Source organism: Dolichospermum sp. DET69 (assembly GCA_017355425.1).
Taxonomy (GTDB): Bacteria; Cyanobacteriota; Cyanobacteriia; order Cyanobacteriales; family Nostocaceae; genus Dolichospermum.
The window spans coordinates 5,677,239-5,696,667 of sequence record CP070233.1; the positions used below are offsets into that span (position 1 = coordinate 5,677,239).

General features: G+C 37.3%; 18 protein-coding genes. 6 read left to right on the forward strand and 12 right to left on the reverse strand.

Translation table 11 applies throughout. The annotated features are described in order from the left end of the window. Positions 1-28 precede the first annotated feature (28 nt). Positions 29-607 (forward strand): protoporphyrinogen oxidase HemJ, encoded by a 579-nt coding sequence (gene hemJ, locus EZY12_26075; GenBank protein QSX68041.1) that lies wholly within the window; start codon positions 29-31, stop codon positions 605-607. Positions 608-658: 51 nt separating this feature from the next. Here hemJ and EZY12_26080 read toward each other — a convergent pair whose 3' ends face one another. The 3 genes from EZY12_26080 to EZY12_26090 all read right to left on the reverse strand — a co-directional run bounded on the left by EZY12_26080 (position 659) and on the right by EZY12_26090 (position 3,657). After that, on the reverse strand, positions 659-1,309 hold the full coding sequence (locus EZY12_26080; GenBank protein QSX68042.1) for a hypothetical protein: 651 nt from the start codon (positions 1,307-1,309) through the stop codon (positions 659-661). A gap of 281 nt (positions 1,310-1,590) precedes the next feature. After that, positions 1,591-2,307 carry an orotidine-5'-phosphate decarboxylase gene (pyrF, locus tag EZY12_26085; protein ID QSX68043.1) on the reverse strand — a complete coding sequence of 239 codons (717 nt, stop codon included), beginning with the start codon at positions 2,305-2,307 and terminating at the stop codon, positions 1,591-1,593. 153 nt (positions 2,308-2,460) lie between these two features. Beyond that, positions 2,461-3,657: a tyrosine--tRNA ligase gene (locus tag EZY12_26090; GenBank protein ID QSX68044.1), complete on the reverse strand. Its 1,197-nt coding sequence runs from the start codon at positions 3,655-3,657 to the stop codon at positions 2,461-2,463. A gap of 173 nt (positions 3,658-3,830) precedes the next feature. Between EZY12_26090 and EZY12_26095 the strand changes: the two genes are divergently transcribed. Beyond that, the gene (locus tag EZY12_26095) at positions 3,831-5,753 is read left to right on the forward strand and encodes a penicillin-binding protein (GenBank protein QSX68045.1); all 1,923 of its coding nucleotides are present in this window, start codon (positions 3,831-3,833) and stop codon (positions 5,751-5,753) included. 68 nt (positions 5,754-5,821) lie between these two features. Here EZY12_26095 and EZY12_26100 read toward each other — a convergent pair whose 3' ends face one another. Next, positions 5,822-6,145 (reverse strand): DUF1825 family protein, encoded by a 324-nt coding sequence (locus EZY12_26100; GenBank protein ID QSX68046.1) that lies wholly within the window; start codon positions 6,143-6,145, stop codon positions 5,822-5,824. A 165-nt stretch (positions 6,146-6,310) separates the two neighbouring features. Then, positions 6,311-7,234, reverse strand: a complete 924-nt coding sequence (locus tag EZY12_26105; GenBank protein QSX68047.1) for a DnaJ domain-containing protein — start codon at positions 7,232-7,234, stop codon at positions 6,311-6,313. A 731-nt stretch (positions 7,235-7,965) separates the two neighbouring features. Here EZY12_26105 and EZY12_26110 point away from each other — a divergent pair. The 4 genes from EZY12_26110 to EZY12_26125 all read left to right on the forward strand — a co-directional run bounded on the left by EZY12_26110 (position 7,966) and on the right by EZY12_26125 (position 16,037). Next, the gene (locus EZY12_26110) at positions 7,966-8,343 is read left to right on the forward strand and encodes an NINE protein (GenBank protein ID QSX70842.1); all 378 of its coding nucleotides are present in this window, start codon (positions 7,966-7,968) and stop codon (positions 8,341-8,343) included. 34 nt (positions 8,344-8,377) lie between these two features. Then, a complete protein-coding gene (locus EZY12_26115; GenBank protein ID QSX68048.1) occupies positions 8,378-8,908 on the forward strand; it encodes a ComEA family DNA-binding protein in 531 nt (176 codons plus the stop codon). Between the two features lie 567 nt (positions 8,909-9,475). Continuing rightward, positions 9,476-10,150: a hypothetical protein gene (locus tag EZY12_26120; GenBank protein ID QSX68049.1), complete on the forward strand. Its 675-nt coding sequence runs from the start codon at positions 9,476-9,478 to the stop codon at positions 10,148-10,150. A gap of 10 nt (positions 10,151-10,160) precedes the next feature. Then, a complete protein-coding gene (locus tag EZY12_26125; protein QSX68050.1) occupies positions 10,161-16,037 on the forward strand; it encodes an amino acid adenylation domain-containing protein in 5,877 nt (1,958 codons plus the stop codon). A 111-nt stretch (positions 16,038-16,148) separates the two neighbouring features. Here EZY12_26125 and lepB read toward each other — a convergent pair whose 3' ends face one another. The 7 genes from lepB to EZY12_26160 form a co-directional block, all read right to left on the reverse strand. Continuing rightward, positions 16,149-16,721, reverse strand: a complete 573-nt coding sequence (gene lepB, locus EZY12_26130; GenBank protein QSX68051.1) for a signal peptidase I — start codon at positions 16,719-16,721, stop codon at positions 16,149-16,151. A 22-nt stretch (positions 16,722-16,743) separates the two neighbouring features. Further along, positions 16,744-17,262 (reverse strand): nucleotide exchange factor GrpE, encoded by a 519-nt coding sequence (grpE, locus tag EZY12_26135; protein ID QSX68052.1) that lies wholly within the window; start codon positions 17,260-17,262, stop codon positions 16,744-16,746. Between the two features lie 308 nt (positions 17,263-17,570). Next, positions 17,571-18,065, reverse strand: coding sequence for a LysM peptidoglycan-binding domain-containing protein (locus EZY12_26140; GenBank protein ID QSX68053.1), 495 nt, complete (start codon positions 18,063-18,065; stop codon positions 17,571-17,573). Next, positions 18,055-18,201 carry a hypothetical protein gene (locus EZY12_26145; protein QSX68054.1) on the reverse strand — a complete coding sequence of 49 codons (147 nt, stop codon included), beginning with the start codon at positions 18,199-18,201 and terminating at the stop codon, positions 18,055-18,057. Before EZY12_26145 ends, EZY12_26140 begins: the two co-directional genes overlap by 11 nt. A 160-nt stretch (positions 18,202-18,361) precedes the next feature. Beyond that, positions 18,362-18,469, reverse strand: coding sequence for a type II toxin-antitoxin system YoeB family toxin (locus EZY12_26150; GenBank protein QSX68055.1), 108 nt, complete (start codon positions 18,467-18,469; stop codon positions 18,362-18,364). After that, complete coding sequence (locus EZY12_26155) at positions 18,466-18,720, reverse strand: type II toxin-antitoxin system Phd/YefM family antitoxin (GenBank protein QSX68056.1); 255 nt, start codon at positions 18,718-18,720, stop codon at positions 18,466-18,468. The genes EZY12_26150 and EZY12_26155 overlap by 4 nt, the downstream gene beginning before the upstream one ends. Before the next feature lie 118 nt (positions 18,721-18,838). After that, the gene (locus EZY12_26160) at positions 18,839-19,363 is read right to left on the reverse strand and encodes a hypothetical protein (protein QSX68057.1); all 525 of its coding nucleotides are present in this window, start codon (positions 19,361-19,363) and stop codon (positions 18,839-18,841) included. Between the last annotated feature and the right edge of the window lie 66 nt (positions 19,364-19,429).

Below are 19,429 nucleotides of genomic sequence, written 5' to 3' on the forward strand. Positions count from 1 at the left end.
GTAAATTGATTAAAGTAGGTTAAAATTCATGGCGTATTCGTGGTTTAAAGCATTTCACATTATTGGCTTTGTGGTTTGGTTTGCGGGGTTATTTTACCTTGTCCGTCTGTTTATCTACCACGTTGAAGCTAACCTTGAACCAGAACCAGCAAAAACGATACTGAAAAATCAGTATCAACTCATGGAAAAGCGTCTTTACGATATTATTACCACTCCAGGTATGTTCGTAACCGTAGCAATGGCTATTGGTATTTTATCAACCAATATGGAACTGTTAAAAGAACCCTGGTTACATTTTAAATTAGGGTTTGTAGCTGTTTTAATTGGCTATCATTATTACTGCGGTAGATTAATGAAGCAGTTAGCAGCGGACGAATGTAAATGGAGTGGTCAAAGTTTACGCGCTTTAAATGAAGCCCCAACACTTCTATTAGTTGTAATTGTCATGTTGGCTATCTTCAAGAATAATTTACCAACTGACCTCACTGCTTGGTTAATTTTTGGTTTAGTGATTTTTATGGCTGTGAGTATTCAACTTTACGCCAAAATCCGCAGACGCAACAAAGAAAAGCTGACAGCAGAATTAAATCAAATTCCCCAAGCGTAATCATGTATTTCTTCCTTTGCGTCTTTGCGCGAAACAAAAATAATGATCCGGTTATCGAACACTTCCAGCTTCACAATCTCGTAACCATAGTTTAACACCTTGAGCGATCGCACCATTACTACTATCTCTAGGTGGGGCAATAGGTGGTTTAACTGGATAGGCGCTAGTTTGGGTAAACATCATTACCACAGTCCAGCCTATATTAGTTTTTGTCAAAAATAGCCTGTGGAATTCTTGCAATTCTACAGCTTTTTTATGAATATATTTTCTTTCTAAGGTAGTAAAAAAAACTTGTTTTACTCCTTCTGCATTATATTTATCTCCATTATCAATACCGGGATTTAATGGTAAAGATTGAAACTCTGGTTTACCAGCAGCCAATATGTAGGAAAAAGTATCAACACTCCGTTTCAGACGACGCGCACGTTGAATAGAACGATTTGCATAGCTAGGCAAATCTAACATTAACTGAGTTGTTAATGTTTCTAAACTTTGCTCAGAACAAGAATTACTAATCTCTGGATTTACAGGTTTGGGAGGAATATTGTTAGCATAAGCAGCATAGTGAAATCCAGGAGAGATAAATAGCCAGCAATTATAGGCTATTAAATATAAGCACCAAAAAGCAGGAGAGAAATTTACTTTCTTCTTCCTGCTTCTTTTTTCCTCTTGAATTCCTAAACTACAGTCAGGGTTTAGCATTGCTCATTTTTACTACAATTGGTGTTTAACTAACATAAACGTAAAACCGATTTGATTTGAATAATTTATTTGCTCGTTATTAAATTACCTCCAACAAAAGCAAAAAAATAGTATTAAGGGGGGTTGACAATTGATTTTGAATTTGTTAGGATGAAACCGACGAGGAAGAACTATCTTGATAATTAATTTTAGGTACTTAATAGAGAAGAGTCTTTAGACCAGGGAATAAATTCCCTGTCTCAGAAGTAAAGCCCGTTAAAAGCGACTAGTTGTAGTCTATTTCATGCAACTATTTCTAACTCCTGAACAATTTGATTCCAAGCTAACTCAGGTTCAGCCGCAGCGGTAATAGGACGACCAATAACTAGATAATTTGCACCCGCTGTGATAGCTTGGGAGGGAGTAAGCGATCGCTTTTGATCTCCTTTATCAGCCCAACTAGGACGCACTCCTGGACAAACTAGCAAAAAGTCATTTTCACAACTTGTTCTTAATTGTCGCACCTCTTGGGGAGAACATACCGCCCCATTTAAACCTGAGTTTTGGGCTAAAAGTGCCATTTCTAAAGCAAATTCTGGCAATTCTAAGGGAATTTTTAAATCAAACGCCAATTGTCGCGCCGAAATACTGGTTAACAAGGTAATAGCAATTAATTTTGGTGGTTTTGTTCCAACTTTTTCCGCTCCAACTTGTACTGCCTCCGCAGCAGCCTTGAGAGCATCAGTACCACAAGTTGCGTGAATTGTCAATAAATCTACTCCATAACCAGCCGCAGCCCGACAAGCACCAGCAACAGTGTTGGGGATATCGTGAAACTTCAAATCGAGGAAAATTCGCTTTTCTTGAGATTTGAGGATTTCCAAAATCTTTGGACCAGAGCTGGTAAACAACTCCAAACCAACCTTCCAAAAAGTAACTTGGGGAAGTTTTTCAATTAGAGCGATCGCACTATCTAAATCTGGTACATCTAAAGGAACGATAATTTTATCAACAGTCATGATGAAAAAGGAGATCGAGGAGTGAGGATATCAATAAATTTTCAAAAAAGATCTTAAACATAGTCGGTTTTAACCGACTTTAGCTATTAGACAGGGAATTTATTCCCTGGCTTGAGGCTGGCTTGAGGCTGGCTTGAGGCTGACGGCTGATAGCTACTTTACTAAACGCACAAAATTCTTCTTACCAACCTGTAACACCTGATCATATAAATCACTAGGTTCAGCAAAAGTCAAATCCACATCAGTAACTTTATCACCATCTAGGCGAACACCACCTTCTTGAATTTTCCGCTTACCTTCAGCATTACTTTTACACAAACCAGTAACACCGAGGATATAAGCTAATTTAACGGGAAATTGCAAAACAGCAGCTAGAGAAAATTCCGGCAATGCTCCCTCCTTCCCACCACTTTTTGCCGCTTCCTTCGCCTCATTAGCCGCTTGTTCACCGTGATACTGACGGACAATTTCCCAAGCCAAACATTCTTGGCGATCGCGGGGGTTTTCTGGCAAACTATCTAAAGGTAAATCTGTGAGCAGTTCAAAATACTGTGACAGTAAATTATCTGGTACAGCTTGTAGTTTTTGATACTTTTGGGAAGGATGTTCACCCAATCCCACATAATTACCTAAAGACTTAGACATTTTTTGTACACCATCAGTCCCAATCAAAATTGGTAACAACAGCCCAAACTGAGGTTTTAGACCAAAATGGCGTTGTAGATCTCGTCCCACAGCAATATTAAATTTTTGATCAGTCCCCCCCAATTCCACATCAGCTTCCACAGCTACAGAATCATAACCTTGCATCAGTGGATACAGGAACTCATGGAGAAAAATGGGACTCTCTTGTTTATAACGTTCTGCAAAACCTTCCTTAGCTAACATTTGGCCTACTGTCATAGTCGAAAGTAACTCCAAAGTTTTCCCCAAATCTAGAGAAGAAAGCCATTCCGAATTATAACGTACCTCTAACCGACCAGGAGTATCAAAATCTAAAATAGGACGCACTTGGTCAAGATAAGTTTGGGCATTTTGTGCTACATCAGCTTCTGTTAACTGACGACGAACCTCTGATTTACCAGTAGGATCACCAATACGGGCTGTAAAATCACCAATAATGAGAACCGCTGTATGACCAGCATCTTGAAAAGCTCGCAATTTTCGGACAGGTATGCTATGACCGAGATGAATATCTGCTCCAGTAGGGTCAATACCGAGCTTGATCCGTAACGGACGGTCAGAATTGAGTAACTGCTTTTCCAGACTTTCCGTGTCATTACCAACATCATGGGGTTGTGGAAAAATTTCTGCCACACCACGATGCAACCAAAAGAAATTTTGCGTCATACTAAGAAATTCACTATTAACTATACTTTCCACTCTAAAAGTTAAATCTGTTATGTTCACCAACCTATTATCTGTTCTTTGCTCTGTCAGACTACTATAATTGCAAAAAATTAACTGTCTTTTTCCATTTAATGAATTACATTTAAATTTACAAGTGAGGAAGTGAGATCGCCGTGTCGTCTAGGACTTTTGCAAACAAACAACCACAAGAGCAGGATTCATCTGGATTTGAGTTTTTTAAAGGAGTAGGTCAGATAACTGGTGGTACTCTACTATCCATGACACTCCTAACCAGCTCTATTGTCGCGGGAACACTAGTGGGTTTAGCCATTAGTTTCCGTAATTTACCAGATGTTAGACAAATAAAAAACTTTTTCCCCTCGGAAACAACTTACATTTATGATATAAAAGGCAAACTTTTAACTGGTATTCACGGAGAAGCTAACCGAGAAGTAGTCCCCCTGAATAAAGTTTCCCCTAACCTGAAACGCGCAGTTTTAGCCAGTGAAGATGGTCATTTTTACGATCATCATGGCATTAACCCGACGGGTGTAGGCCGTGCTATCGTCGTCAACATGGTAGCAGGTGGCGTGAAAGAAGGTGGTTCTACTATTACCATGCAGTTGGTAAAAAACCTATTCTTATCTCAGAAACGGGCGTTTACGCGGAAATTAGCAGAGGCTGTACTAGCAATTCGTTTAGAACAAATTCTTAGTAAAGACGAAATTTTAGAAATGTACCTCAATCAAGTGTATTGGGGTCATAACAATTACGGTGTACAAACAGCAGCACGCAGTTATTTTAATAAATCAGCAGAATATTTAACTTTGGGTGAATCAGCAATGATGGCGGGTTTAATCCAAGCACCAGAAGAGTTTAGCCCTTTTGCCAGTATGAAATTGGCCAAACAGAAACAAAAGGAAGTTCTGGGGCGAATGATCGAGTTGAATTGGATTACCCAAAAAGAATATGATGATGCCCTAAAACAACCAATTAAACTGGGTAAAATCAGGTCTTTTCAAGGTAGTGCCTCACCTTATATTACCAATACTGTAGCTCAAGAGTTGGCGAAAAAATTTGGACGTGATGCCCTGACCAAAGGGGGAATGCGTGTACAGACTACGGTTGATGCTAAATTCCAAATCATGGCTGAAGAAACTGTCAAAGAATGGCATGAAAAGCTTCAGTCTCAAGGGTTATCTAAAAATCAAATGGCCTTGGTAGCAATTGATCCTCGCACCCATTTTGTCAAAGCCCTAGTTGGTGGTGTAGATTATAAAGTCAGTGAATTTAACCGCGCTACCCAAGCTCAACGGCAACCAGGTTCTTCATTCAAGCCTTTTGTTTATTATACTGCCTTTGCTACTGGCAAATATGCACCAGATAGTACAGTTGTCGATGCGCCAGTGAGTTATCAAGATGGTAATGGTTGGTACTACCCAAGAAACTACGATGGTGGCTTTTCGGGAGCAATGTCAATTCGCAAAGCCCTCGCCCAATCTCGCAACATCCCAGTGATTAAACTTGGTAAAGCGGTGGGAATGAATAAAGTGATTGAAACCTGCCGCACTTTAGGGATTATGAGTCCCATGGAACCCGTTACCTCTTTACCTTTGGGTGCTATTGGTGTCACTCCTTTAGAAATGGCTAGTGCCTATGCTACCTTTGCTAATTATGGCTGGCAGTCACCACCGACTGTAATTGTCCGCATTACTGACAGTGCTGGTAATGTAATTCTCGATAATACACCCAAACCTAAACAAGTTCTTGATCCTTGGGCATCAGCAGCGACCATTGATATCATGACTTCGGTAATGACTGAAGGTACAGGTAAAGGTGCTGCAATAGATCGTCCTGCTGCTGGGAAGACAGGAACTACATCCTCTGAAAAAGATATTTGGTTTGTCGGTACTGTGCCGCAGCTAACCACTGCTGTCTGGGTAGGCAGAGACGACAGCAAACAACTAGCTAGTGGGGCAACTGGTGGTGTTATGGTAGCTCCTATTTGGCGGGACTTTATGATGAAAGCACTCAAGGATGTCCCTGTAGAGAAGTTTAAGCCTACTTCCCAGTTCACACGTCCTAAATCAAATTAATGGGTAATTGGTAATTGGTAATGGATAATTGGTAAGATTCAAGCCAGTCACCAATTCCCAATCCCTAATCATTTTGTTTTTTCCAATTCCGCTTTCATCCTTTCTAAGGTTACGTTCATTTGCTCAAACATTTGTTGTGGAGTTACGCCAAACTGATCTAGTTGAGTTTTTAGTTGCTGTATGGTCATTTGGGCCATGAAATCCTCTGATAGCTCGAAACGCTTCATAAAGATGCGATATCTATCCATCATGGATTCCATTTGCTCAATAAACAGCTTCTTGCCCTCGCGGTCAAATTTGCCGTAGCTGTTGCCAAGCTGAATTAGTGCTTGATAATCTTCAAACAACTGCTTGGCTTCTTGCTGCACTATTTCAGAGTCGAAGAATCCCATTTTGCTTCTCTTTAACTGAGCGCTATTACTTCAGGAGCTTTAATTTTTGTATCCATATCCTATTTTAGTCTAGAGCATTCATCTGGGGAAACTACTTCGGTTAAAGTGGGGGTTTTTACCGAAATTTCACTACTTGACCTTAAGTGTATGGAGTTAGGGTAAATGTCAGTAAAGTTTCTGCGATAAAAACTTACTTAATAAAGAAGCAATACCCACGGCTTTTGACATTGATTGAGACGTAACTGGTTCATTAACTTTAATTTGCAAGAGGGCGGCATATTTCAAAGCCAGTTGTTGTTGAGGATTAATTTTTAATGCTTGACGAATATAGACTTTAGCCATACCTAAAAATTTCTGTTGAAAATGTACTACGCCTAATAGTGCATAGTAATCAGCATTGGTTAAGTCTAATTTAATAGCATCTCGCAGTTCTTGTACTGCTAAACTCCAGTTTTCTTGGTTATAATAGTCTACAGCTCTCTCATAGTACTGTTGAGCATAGTTTATTGGCTCTGATTTTGACTCTGTTTGCAGAATTGTGTTTGGAGATGAGGTGTCTGGAAGTACCTGGTTTTCTTCTGCGGGGATGACAGGTTTATATTCATTAGTCAGTTGTTGATATGATAAGTAGACTATATTTAGAGCCCTTAACTGTTGTATCATCTGATATGATTGATGCAGTGAATAATATTGAGAAGACGCATAGGATGCAACTACGTCTTCATAAAATAATTCTGCTTCTCCAGCAGACATTGTTGATATTGACTGAATGATAGAAATTTGGATGCCAACTGCTGTCTGTGGATCTAAAACTTGGGCTTCTGAACGCAGTAATGCTATAGTATTTAGACGTTTTTGTGTTTGCTTAAGTTTTTCATAAGCTGGGTTAATCAATTGTGTAAATACTATTTGAGCTAATTCTTGTTTCGGTTCGTTCTTATTTATATAGTTGTCAGGGTGTAACTGTTTGGTCAGAATATAATACCGCTTACTAATCTGACGATCATCAGCATTAACAGAAACCCCTAGTACTGCATAAGGATCAATAAGCAGATTTAGCCATTCTGTTGATAAGGAATTAAGTGACATTGTATGATTATTGATGAAATTTTTGACTGCTACTGGGTTTTATATTGAAATTTAAGTCAGTATGGTAATCATGATTTTTGAGTATTTACTAATATAGTTTTAGTAAACATGAATGTATGAAAGTAGATTTAATCAATTCCTGGTAAGTAAAATATTTTGATTAATTTTACTATATGAGTAATATATCCGTTATAAAGTATTCTTTTTAATATCTTTGATTTTATGAGTTTATTGTGATGTAACATTTCAATCAGATGAACTACCCACAGTTGGCTTCGCCTGAACTGTGAGTTTCTATATCCGTTCTATAAAACTTACCCAAAATTACCAAAGTCTGTTTCGCCTTAGTCCCTGACTCTAAATAAAAAGAATCGTGCTGTCCTTTTTTCTTGAATCGGGGTGGTTTCGATGTTTTGGAAAAACACCTATTCCATGCTTGGCGTAAGTCAAGCTAAAACATTAACTGTAATAGATGCGTACCATTTACCATTACGGAAAACGATGGTACAAGTAGTTGGTTTTCCCCAATATTTAGCTTGCCCACAGTGTTTTTATCTCCTGCGATTATGTTATATATTCTATAATATTGAGATCCTCTAATTAATTAAATATGGATTAGTTATTTCCGCTTCGCTGCAATAAACCTCTCTAACCCCTAGCATATCAGTACATTAAGAGTAGGGACTGCCGCGAGTAGTTCAAAATCCAGTAGAACGGCTATGAATAAAATGATATTAACTAAACGAAAAAGCCGTGCCATTGCTACTGTTTTGGCCTTTTCGGGGATACTTCCAATTTCGGGTTTACATAAATTTTACTTGGGACAGCCACTTTGGGGAATAGTCTATGTTTTGTTATCTGTATCCGGTACACCTATTGCCATGATAGCTAGTGCTATTGAGGGGGTTTGGTATTTAACTCAAGAGGAAGAAACTTTTGATCGGTATTTTAATTTAGGTGAGTCACCAACAAAGGTATCTCCTCAAGTTGGTAATCAGGTAGAATCAGTGGCTAATGCTTTGCGTGAGTTAGAAGCACTCCGTCAAGATGGATTAATCTCTGAGTATGAGTTTGAGCAAAAACGTCGTCAGATGTTGGATCAGATTTAGGAAATTCGTAATTGCTAAAAGGATCGGTGTGAGAATGAATAAGTGGCTACCTTTAAATCTGAAATTGCAAAAGCTGCGTGCCAAGTTGCTAAGTGACCCCTATTATCGTTTACAATCTGGGGAAGAAATTCAAATGGCTGCTGAATTGGGTTTGGGTATTGATGCTAATCAAGCAACAGTGGATGATTGGCTACGTTTACCTGGGTTATCAATTCATCAAGGGCGATCGCTTGTGGAACTTTCCCGCGCTGGTGTGGTATTCTACTCTATTGAAGATGTAGCTGCGGCTTTGGGTTTGCCTTTACAGAGATTAGAACCGCTAAAACCCATGTTAAATTTTAATTATTATGATGATAGTTCTTTAGATAAACCTCAACCAGTTAATCCTAATACGGCTTCGGTAGAGAGTTTATCGAAAATTCCTTTTATAGATTTATCTCTAGCGCAAAAAGTTGTAGAAAATCGTTTAGCTGTTGGTTATTATAAAAATTTAGTAGATTTTCAACAAAGATTAGAATTATCAGGGGATGCGATCGCTCAGTTAATGTATTATCTAAGATTCTAGTTAAAGATTTATGCTTTTCCCATAAAATTTCATAATATAAATAATGATCTAAATACAAACTTTATATTATTGTTTTGCTACTAGTCGAAGTGTGGAACACACTTTTGCTTGGTTGATGGGGTATTGCCCTTTGGTCAGAGATTATGAGTTATAGCGGTTTTCAGTCGGATAAAGAAGGAGTCAGGAGTCAGTAGCCACTGAGTCAGAATCAATCAGTCGAGGATTCAGACCTGCGACTGATTAAAGACCACCAAATCGCAGATTTGGTGGGGGTCTTAAACCCAGTTATTCATCCGCCACTCGCACAGAATACCCAACTGAATTCTGACTCTGTGACTCCTGAATTCTGTTTGATAAAATACAATCTAGGTCGCGGAGACACCGTCTCTAAAGGGTTTCACCTAAATGTATACCACTATATTGCCGGAAACATCAAAGACTTGCGTATATTGTGCTATAATCTGTATTTTAGTGAAACAACTTACTCAATTTTTAACTCTATCAAACTTTTCAAATAGCCTCTGAGACTTATTCTGCATAATTAATTACTTCATTTGTCTCTAAACGATGAAACTCTACACACCAACTGAAATAGAAAAAATCCAGCAAGATCTTCCTTACTTAATTGAAATTACAGCATGGGTAAATGCTTTTTTAGCAAGAGATCATCCCGACTTAGGTAGATCTGGAGCAGTTTGCCCTTATATACCTCATGCGCTCAAGTGTAATAACATTCAAATGTCAGTTATTCGGACTCAAAATTTAGATTTAGCGCAAATAGAAGATATTGTCGAAAACTACCGATCTGTTTTTTTAGAAACAGCCGCTACAGCAAAAGAAATAGCAGTATATAAAGCTTTCTTGCTGATTTTTCCTGATGTTGATATAGAAGCAGCAACTCAAATAATTGATCCTATTCAACAAAAACTGAAACCTTTATTTGTGGAATCAGGATTAATGATTGGGGAATTTCATAGACGGACTGAAAGTCCTGGATTACATAACTCTAACTTCCGTCCCCTCCGCAGTCCTACTCCGTTATTAGCTATCCGGTTCATGAATGAATTGGATTTACCATTTTTGCAAAGTCCAGATAATCCACATTTACGCATTAGATATCTTGAGGCTTATTTAAAGCAGTTTCATAATCAAATTCAAGATCAAACAAAGTTACAAAAGATTTATGAAAATTTAGCTTTAGCCAAAGCAGAAGTTCAAGCAGAAAACTTAGTGAATTATTAATTTATCAAAGATGAAAATAAATACCACAATTTCAACATTGAGCGAACTTGAAATATTGAATTTTCAGATAAATAATCAGGTTCTGTGCATTCATCAAATGTTTGAGATGCAGGTAAATTTAACTCCTGATGCTATTGCTGTAATATTTGAAAAAAGCCAACTTACCTATGAGCAATTAAATCAAAGAGCCAATCAATTAGCAAACTATCTGCGTGGATTAGGTGTAGGTAAAGATGTATTGGTGGGTGTTTGTTTAGAACGCTCTTTAGAGATGATTGTGGGACTATTGGCAATTCTCAAAGCAGGAGGAGCTTATGTACCTTTAGATCCTGCATATCCCGCAGATAGATTAGCCTTTATTTTGGAAGATACCCAGACACCAATTTTACTTACCCAAGAGAAATTTTTTCGGACTTTACCACCTCATCAAGCGCAAGTAGTTTGTTTAGATGTAGATTGGGAAATAATTGCTAAAAACAGTCAAGAAAATCCAGTTTTTGAAACTAATCCTGATCACCTAATTTATGCAATTTATACCTCTGGTTCGACAGGTCAACCTAAAGGTGTAATGATTACTCATCGAGGTATTTACAATCAACTTTCATGGCGACAAACAACTTTTCAACTAACATCAAATGATAAAGTTTTACAAAACATTTCTTTTAGTTTCGATCCTTCTGTCTGGCAAATATTTTGGCCTTTGTGCTATGGTGCAAAATTAGTTTTGGCTAAACCAGGAGGACATCAAGATACTGGCTATCTCATTAAACTTATAGACAAAGAGCAAATTACCGTCATTGCGTTAGTACCTTCCTTATTGCGGGTTTTATTAGAAGAACCAGACATTGAAAAATGTCAATATTTGCGACACATTACCTGTGGTGGTGAAGCATTATCAGTAGAACTCATAGAACGTTTCTTTGTACGTCTGAATTTAGATAATGTTTTGCATAATTGTTATGGACCAACAGAATATTCTATTGATACCACTTTTTGGACTTGTCAACGCCAAACTAATCACACAATTGCACCAATTGGTCGCCCTATAGCAAATACACAAATTTATATTCTCGATGAAAATTTAAAACTTTTACCTATTGGTGAAGCAGGTGAATTATACATTGGTGGTGCAGGGTTAGCACGGGGTTATTTAAACCGTCCTCAACTCACACAAGAAAAATTTATTTCTAATCCATTTGAGAGTTCAAAGTTATATAAAACCGGAGATTTAGCACGTTATTTACCAGATGGAAATATTGAATTTTTAGGTCGTATTGACTATCAAGTTAAAATTCGTGGGTTTCGGATTGAATTGGGAGAAATTGAAACTTTACTTCATCAACATTCAGGATTACAACAGAGTATTGTAATTGCGAGTGAAGATGTTCCAGGTAATAAACAACTAATTGCATATCTTGTCGCTAACCCAGAACAAATTCTCAGTTCAGGAGAATTGCGCGACTTTTTACGAAAGCAATTACCTGATTATATGATTCCTGCGGCTTTTGTTTTCTTGGATAGTTTACCATTAAATCCTAACGGAAAAATAGATCGTCGTGCTTTACCTGTACCAAATTTATTTGATTTTGGTGATTCAACTAATTTTGTAGCGCCAAGTAATCCTACAGAAGAGTTATTAGCAAATATTTGGAAAGAAGTTTTATCTTTAGAAAAAGTAGGCATCCATGACAATTTTTTTGCCTTGGGTGGACATTCTCTATTAGCAACAAAAGTGATTTCTCGGTGTCGTCAAACCTTCGCTGTGGAAATGCCTTTACAAATTTTGTTTGAAAATCCTACTATAGCTGATTTAGCTGCCGCCATAACTGCAAGTCAAATTCAACATCATCAAACTATTCCCCAAATACCTAATCGTCACTCAGCACCGTTATCTTTTGCCCAATATCGGTTATGGTTTTTAGAACAATTAGAACCCAATAATCCGGCTTATATTATTTCTAAAGCTTTACGCTTGAAAGGACAGTTAAATGTCAGTGTTTTGCAAGAATCTTTGAATGAAATTTCTGTCCATCATGAAGCACTAAGAACTAATTTTATCTCCTCCTCTGATGGTAGCCCCATTCAGATTATTAATTCACCCCGTCCAGTCGAACTCACAATAGTTGATTTAACACAAGAATCAGAAAATCAAGAGCAAATCCAAAATATTTTACATCAAGCCGCACAACGACCTTTTAACCTCAAATCTGACTTGATGTTGCGAGTTACTTTACTGCAAATAAACCAGGAAGAATATATACTTTTGCTAGTTGTACATCATATTGCTGCTGATGGTTGGTCATTAGGGATATTGTGGCAACAATTAGCCGCAGTTTATGACGCATTTCTGCATGAAAAGCCTTCACCTTTGTCAAAACTTCCGATCCAATATGCAGATTTTGCAATATGGCAACGCCAACATTTATCTGGTGAGGTACTCGAAAAACAACTTACATATTGGAAAACTCAATTAGCAGATGCTACCACGGTACTAGAACTACCTACAGACTATCCACGGTTACCCAGTCAAACTTATCGAGGAGCAGCCGAATGTCTTTTATTATCGCCCACTTTGGCCACATCTTTGACGACCCTTTCACGTCAAACAGGTGCAACTCTTTTCATGACATTGTTAGCAGCTTTTGGCACTCTATTACATCGTCATACAGGACAAGAAGATATTTTAATTGGTTCTCCTGTAGCTGGACGCGATCGCACTGAAATTGAAGGATTGATTGGATTTTTTATTAATACTGTAGTTTTACGAACTAACTTTTCTAAACATCCCAATTTTCAATCATTGCTAAGTCAAGTTCGACAAATGGCTTTAGCAGCTTATGCTCATCAAGATACACCCTTTGAAAAATTAGTAGAAGAACTACACTGTCAAAGAGATTTAAGTCGTAACCCACTATTTCAAGTCTGGTTTAATATGTTGAACTTGGGGGACATTCAACTAGAACTATCGGGGATGTCTGTAGAACATTTCCCCCTCTTAGAAACTACAGCAAAATTTGATTTAACCCTGTATGTTACTGAACAAAATCAGGGTATCCAACTGGAATTAGTTTATAATGCTGACCTGTTTCACGCCGATACAATGCAGCAAATGTTGATCCATTATCAAACATTGCTTGAAAGTATTGTTGCCAACCCAGAACAGTGTATTTCAACTTTACCACTACTACCAAAAACAGCAGATAATGATTTATTAAATTCATCAAATCGGCGAAATTTAGTTAGTCCAACCAACTCGTTTATTGAATTTAGAAAACAAGATATTGAACAATCAATTTCTGCAAGATTTGTTGAACAAGTTAGGAAATATCCTCAAAATATTGCTGTCAAAACCAAAAATTATCAGTGGACTTATCAAGAATTAGATCACCAAAGTAATTGTATAGCCAAAGAACTTCTCAAATATAGTGCATCTCAAGGAGAAAGAATCGCTCTTTTATTTGAACATGATGCCCCAATGATTGCAGCAATTTTAGGAGTTCTTAAAGCTGGTAAGATATACATTCCTTTAGATCCTGAATATCCCCGTGATCGAGTAGAATATATTCTCGAAGATGCTCTATCTAGTGCAGTTATTACCAATAATAAAAATCTCATTCGCGCTCAAGAATTAATTCAAGATAGTTTGCCATTGATTAATATTGATGAGATTAACTTAACTGAAAATTCTGCTGATATTAAACTAGAAATTTTACCAGATACTATTGCCTATATTCTCTATACATCAGGTTCAACAGGTCAACCAAAAGGGGTAATTCAAAATCATCGCCATGTTTTGCATTTCATTAGAAACTATACTAATAATTTGCATATTAATGATCAAGATAGCTTGACTCTGTTATCATCCTATAGTTTTGATGCTGCCATCATGGATATTTTTGGTGCAATCTTAAATGGTGCTACTCTCTACCCCATAAATATTAGGGAAGACGGTCTAACTTATTTAGCTCAGTGTCTACTTAAAGAAAACATCACTATTTATCATTCTACACCAACGTTATATCGCCACTTCGTTAGTGTTTTAAGTAGCAGTCAACAATTACCAGAAATTCGTCTAATCGTCTTAGGAGGAGAAGAAGTAGTTCATAGAGATGTGCATTTATATCAAGAATATTTTGCAGATAAATGTATCTTTGTGAATGGTTTGGGTCCAACAGAATCTACAGTTACCTTACAGTATTTTATCAACAAAGAAACGAAAATTACTCGTAATTCTGTTTCAGTTGGTTATCCTGTAGAAGAAACTGAAATCTTATTGTTGAATGAATTTGGTGAAAAGACTGATATCTATGGGGAAATTGCCATTAGAAGTCCCTATATTGCTTTAGGATACTGGCAAAAACCTGAATTAACAACAGCGGTTTTCCTTCCTGATTCAGCAGGTGGTTCAAGACGAATTTACCGCACAGGAGATATGGGTCGTTTAAACTCAGATGGTAGTATTGAATTTTTAGGAAGAAAAGATTTTCAAGTCAAAATTCGTGGTTTTAGAATTGAGTTAGGTGAGGTAGAATCAGTTATCAATCAATATCCTAATATTGCTGAAAATGTAGTCATAGCTAGAGAAGATATACCCGGAGATAAGCAGCTAGTAGCCTATATTGTACCTGAATCAAAACAGGTATTAACTGTTGAAGAATTACGACGGTTCATAAAAAAGAAACTACCTGACTACATGATACCGACAAATTTTGTAATTCTCAACAGTTTGCCTCTTACTCCTAGCGGTAAAATTAACCGTCTAGCTTTACCCATACCGGAAACAAATCCAGAATTAACAAAAAATTTTATTGTTCCTCGTGATGAATTGGAACGCAAATTAATCCAAGTTTGGCAGAAAATTTTGGGGTTAGATTCTATTAGTATTCAAGATAATTTCTTTGAATTAGGGGGACATTCCTTACTAGCAGTTAAACTGTTTTGGCAAATTGAACAAATATTTGGTCAACGTTTGCCTTTAGCAACTCTTTTTCAATCAGGAACTGTCGAAGATTTAGCGCAAATTATCCGCGAAACAAGCAATAATCAATCAGGAATTGAACAACAGAATCAATTAAACAATTCTTGGACATCTTTGGTAGAAATTCAACCATTGGGTTCTAAACCACCATTCTTTTGTATTCATGGATTAGGTGGAGAAGTCCTATGTTTCCGTGATTTGTCCAAGCATTTAGGGACAGATCAACCATTTTATGCACTACAAGCACAAGGACTGAATGGAAATCAACCTTTTAATACCAAGGTTGAAGATATGGCATCTCACTATATTCAAGAAATCAAGACCATTCAGCCCCAAGGCCCTTATTTTTTAGGAGGTTATTCCTTTGGTGGTCTGGTTGTTTTCGAGATGGCTAGACAACTCCATGAACAAGGAGAAAAAATTGCTTTTCTGGCGGTTTTGGATACTTGTCTCGTTAATCATATTCAACGAGATTCTTTCTTGAAAAGAATATTATTGCATTTTCATAATATCCAGCAAAAAGGACTTAGCTACCTTTTCCATAAAATTATTGACTGGAGTAAACTCGGTAAAGACCAAATCGAAAATAGTTATATGCTTTATTTGGAATCAATAAATGCTTTACCTGACAACGATAAGCATTTATTGATTACTAGCATAAATATAGAAGTTGCTAGTAAATATATAGTCCCTGTTTATCCTGGGCAAATGACTCTACTTCGCACTGAAGATCAGAGTCGTACATCGGCTGTAGGTTTTCGATACGATCCTCAATATGGCTGGGGTGATTTAGTTATGGGAGGATTAAATATCCAATATGTTCCTGGATCTCACCATTCGCTATTGGAAGAACCCCATGTACAAGTGGTAGCTGAAAAATTGAAGGATTGCTTAGAGACTTACAAATAAAAAAATATTCCAAAATTTCTTGTGGTGCAGTCATAAACAGCTTGTTAATAATACCAGGACGGGCAGGATGCCCATCCCACAATATTGGATAATTTATTTTTTGGAGTTCTCTTAGATTAAGCCAATGCGGTCGAGTGGCCAAAAGCGAAATGTAGCCCGACCGATGAGATTTTTACTAGGGACAAAACCCCAGTAGCGCGAATCATTACTATCATTGCGATTGTCTCCCATGACGAAAAATGAGCCTTCTGGAACTTTTATTTCTGGAAATGCGCTGTTTGGTGGTTCGGCAATATAGTCTTCTGTTAAGGCTTTACCGTTGAGGTAAACTTTGCCTTGAGTGATGCTAATTACTGATCCTGGTTCACCAATTACCCGTTTAATAAAGGCTTGGTTTTGAGAATATCCGCGTCTTTGTAATTCTGGTGGTGAGTTAAAAACGACGATATCACCTATTTTGGGAGGGTGAAGACGATATGATACTTTTTCTATAACTAAGCGATCGCTTGTGTGCAAGGTAGGATACATTGATTCTGATGGAATCAAACGTGGTTCAGCAATAAATGTCCGAATTAGGAGAGCTAAACACAGGGCAATAGTTATTAAAACTAAATTTTCCTGCCAACTACTCCATATTTTTGTTTGCCCAGAAGTATCTTTAATATCACTTTCGTGAGGAGTCATAATTAACAGTGTAAGTAGGAGTTCAGGAGTCAGGAGTGGGAATAGTCGTAACATCACCATTATCTGACTTAGCGGTAATAACTTCTGCGGGACGGAGGACTTTTTCACCCCATTGAAATCCGCGACGGACAATTTTAGTAATTGTTTGGTCTGGGATATCGGTTCTTTCTTCTCGATCAATGACGCAACACAAGTTAAAATCTGGTTCTGTGCCTTCCTGTAATTCTATAGGTAAAAGTTGGCGTTTTCCTAATACACTCAGAAACTTGCGATTAACTGCACCAATGGATTTGGGTAAGCGGTCTATAAATTCTGGACTAGGACTAGGATTGTTTTCTAAATAGTCTAATAAAGCTTCTAAGGCATCAGCAACTTCTAAAAGTTCTAAGAATAAATCTTCTGTTTGGGCTGTGGTTTGGATTTGCTGTTCTCTTAAAGACTGTTGTAATATCACATTGTCTTTTTGCAGAACGCCAAGTTTTTGTACGAGTAATTCTCGTAATTCTGAGCTAATGAGATAGTTTGGGGATGAGTCAGGCACGGGAAATCTCTTTAGATAACATAATTAAAATTTTGTTAGCCCAAGTGTTGACTTGGGAATGGGGATGATTACTTAAAAGCTGACAACAGAGCAATGCCTAAGGATATTAAAGCGATAGCGAAGCACTGCTGCAAGCAGTTCGCGCTTTGCAATTGTCCACCCATTCGATAGGCTTTAATTAGCAACATTTGGGCTTGAATATAATTTTTCTTGGTTATTGCCCTCTTGACAACCGTAACAGTAATTTTTTAACTATTTATTTTAGTTTTCAGCTTTTTCATTAGCTTGTTGGAAGTTGTCAACTATACTCATGAAGTTTTTCCTTTACAGCTACTAGGAATTTTTAACACCTGATCTATATCTAATTTATTTTCCCGTTTTTGTAATTCGGAGTTAGCTGCAACGATTAATTGCCAATCAGTAGGTTTACTACAAAACTTTTTGGCAATACTACTCAGAGTATCTCCTGATTTAACGGTATAAGTAGCTAGTAATGGGGCTGGTTTGGGGATAACAGGGGTAATAACCTGTGGAGTCAGATTAGGATTAGTAGTAACTGTAGGCTTAGGGACAGTTGCGGTATATATAGCTGTTTGCAGAGCAAAAATACTACCTGCTGCACCGATAGTCAGTCCGATGATCAGCATTAAGATGGCAATTCCTGTTGTCCAAGATTTTGGCCGCTGAGGCAATTCTTCTAAGGAGCGAATTAAAGAAACATCCGTATCACAATTAGGACAGGTATTGCTCTCAATTCCTTGATAGCCGCAAACAGGACAGTCAATTTTAGTTTTAGTGTTCATCGTGTAAGTCCCAAAGTTCTCGTCTGGTTTCTTTACTGTGATACTCCACAGAGGAGATATTATTAGTATTAATAGCAAATTGTAATTCTTGACTCAACTTTTGTAATCGTTCTTGCTGAAGTTGGGGAATTATCACACCGCAAAAATTGATCAGGCGATCGCTTTGCTTACATTAAGCATCATATCAACCAAATACTCTGCTTCTAAGCGTTCAGGCGACAAAAATTTACCTAATTCAGTTGCTACTACTGAGCGTGTAAGTTTTCTATCTGGGGGTGTGTTGTCATTAACTGTGACTACAGAATTTTTTTAATTAGAGTGCTGATTCTTTTCAAGAGTTTTTTATCAGTTTCCTGAAACCACAAATAATCCTTCCATGCAGCTTCTGTAAATGTGAGTTTCATTCTTCAATTAAGTCTCTCTCAATAAACTCACCCACTTTTGATGATTGAATTGAGCCAAGAAGATGCTTGGCGTTAAAAGGATTTGACAATAAATACAATGTTTCTTGCCATGATGAAAACTCGTCTAGAGAAATTAAAATAGCCTTGTTGCCCTTATCATTACAAATGATAGTCGGTTCTACGTCTGCAATCACGCGATCTATCAAACCATCCAAGTCATAACTTGCTTGCTGAGTAGTTATTGCATCCATTTTATCCTCCTTTATTTGTTAAGTAATTAGTTAAATTTTAGCTTAGAAATTTTAGGATTAAAATAAAAGTGAGGAAGAAATAGTGTTAGGTTTCTTTATAGCAAACCAACCAAAAATATCAGCAATCACTCTGAAAATTCCTATATTTTCTTTTAATTATTGGTGATTGGTATTTAGAAAGCTTTGCAACACAAGCTTCCTCTTCGGCACTTGTTTCGTTTTCTGTTTGAATTTTCCAAGCATTGAGTATACCTAAAAACAACAAATGAACTTCTTTAGACTCGTTATGGAGTTTGGTTAAGAAAGCATCCGCAGCCATGCACCCTTCTCTTGTTTTCAAGTTCCATTCTGGAACTTCTTCGAGATTGTGGACGAAAGCATTCCGGTGGTTCAAAAACCTTTCAAGCAATTCATCAACATCTGAATTTAAATCCGCTCTGAGTCGACGTGCTTTCAAAAAGTGGCCTAATGGCTTCTTTCGCTCCTTCTCGTTCAATCTATCAAGTACATTTATAAAAAAGTCTTGTTCATCAGGTAAAGCAATTTGTATACAAACCTTGATTGTTTTTTCTGTCGATTGCAGGTGAAGGAGTAAATACCCAATTTTTCGTAAGATACTGCTGGCTGCTTGTGATATATCCATATACACTTATATGCTATGTGCCTAACCATCTTAGCTAATTTATGGGAAATTATGCGTATTATTTAT

What these genes read in the sequence shown, in the direction of transcription:
- hemJ (QSX68041.1), top strand. Translation starts at nt 29, where the DNA reads ATGGCGTATTCGTGGTTTAAAGCATTTCACATTATTGGCTTTGTGGTT.
- EZY12_26080 (QSX68042.1), bottom strand. Translation starts at nt 1,309, where the DNA reads ATGCTAAACCCTGACTGTAGTTTAGGAATTCAAGAGGAAAAAAGAAGC.
- pyrF (QSX68043.1), bottom strand. Translation starts at nt 2,307, where the DNA reads ATGACTGTTGATAAAATTATCGTTCCTTTAGATGTACCAGATTTAGAT.
- EZY12_26090 (QSX68044.1), bottom strand. Translation starts at nt 3,657, where the DNA reads ATGACGCAAAATTTCTTTTGGTTGCATCGTGGTGTGGCAGAAATTTTT.
- EZY12_26100 (QSX68046.1), bottom strand. Translation starts at nt 6,145, where the DNA reads ATGGGATTCTTCGACTCTGAAATAGTGCAGCAAGAAGCCAAGCAGTTG.
- EZY12_26105 (QSX68047.1), bottom strand. Translation starts at nt 7,234, where the DNA reads ATGTCACTTAATTCCTTATCAACAGAATGGCTAAATCTGCTTATTGAT.
- EZY12_26115 (QSX68048.1), top strand. Translation starts at nt 8,378, where the DNA reads ATGAATAAGTGGCTACCTTTAAATCTGAAATTGCAAAAGCTGCGTGCC.
- EZY12_26120 (QSX68049.1), top strand. Translation starts at nt 9,476, where the DNA reads ATGAAACTCTACACACCAACTGAAATAGAAAAAATCCAGCAAGATCTT.
- EZY12_26125 (QSX68050.1), top strand. Translation starts at nt 10,161, where the DNA reads ATGAAAATAAATACCACAATTTCAACATTGAGCGAACTTGAAATATTG.
- lepB (QSX68051.1), bottom strand. Translation starts at nt 16,721, where the DNA reads ATGACTCCTCACGAAAGTGATATTAAAGATACTTCTGGGCAAACAAAA.
- EZY12_26140 (QSX68053.1), bottom strand. Translation starts at nt 18,065, where the DNA reads ATGAACACTAAAACTAAAATTGACTGTCCTGTTTGCGGCTATCAAGGA.
- EZY12_26150 (QSX68055.1), bottom strand. Translation starts at nt 18,469, where the DNA reads ATGAAACTCACATTTACAGAAGCTGCATGGAAGGATTATTTGTGGTTT.
- EZY12_26155 (QSX68056.1), bottom strand. Translation starts at nt 18,720, where the DNA reads ATGGATGCAATAACTACTCAGCAAGCAAGTTATGACTTGGATGGTTTG.
- EZY12_26160 (QSX68057.1), bottom strand. Translation starts at nt 19,363, where the DNA reads ATGGATATATCACAAGCAGCCAGCAGTATCTTACGAAAAATTGGGTAT.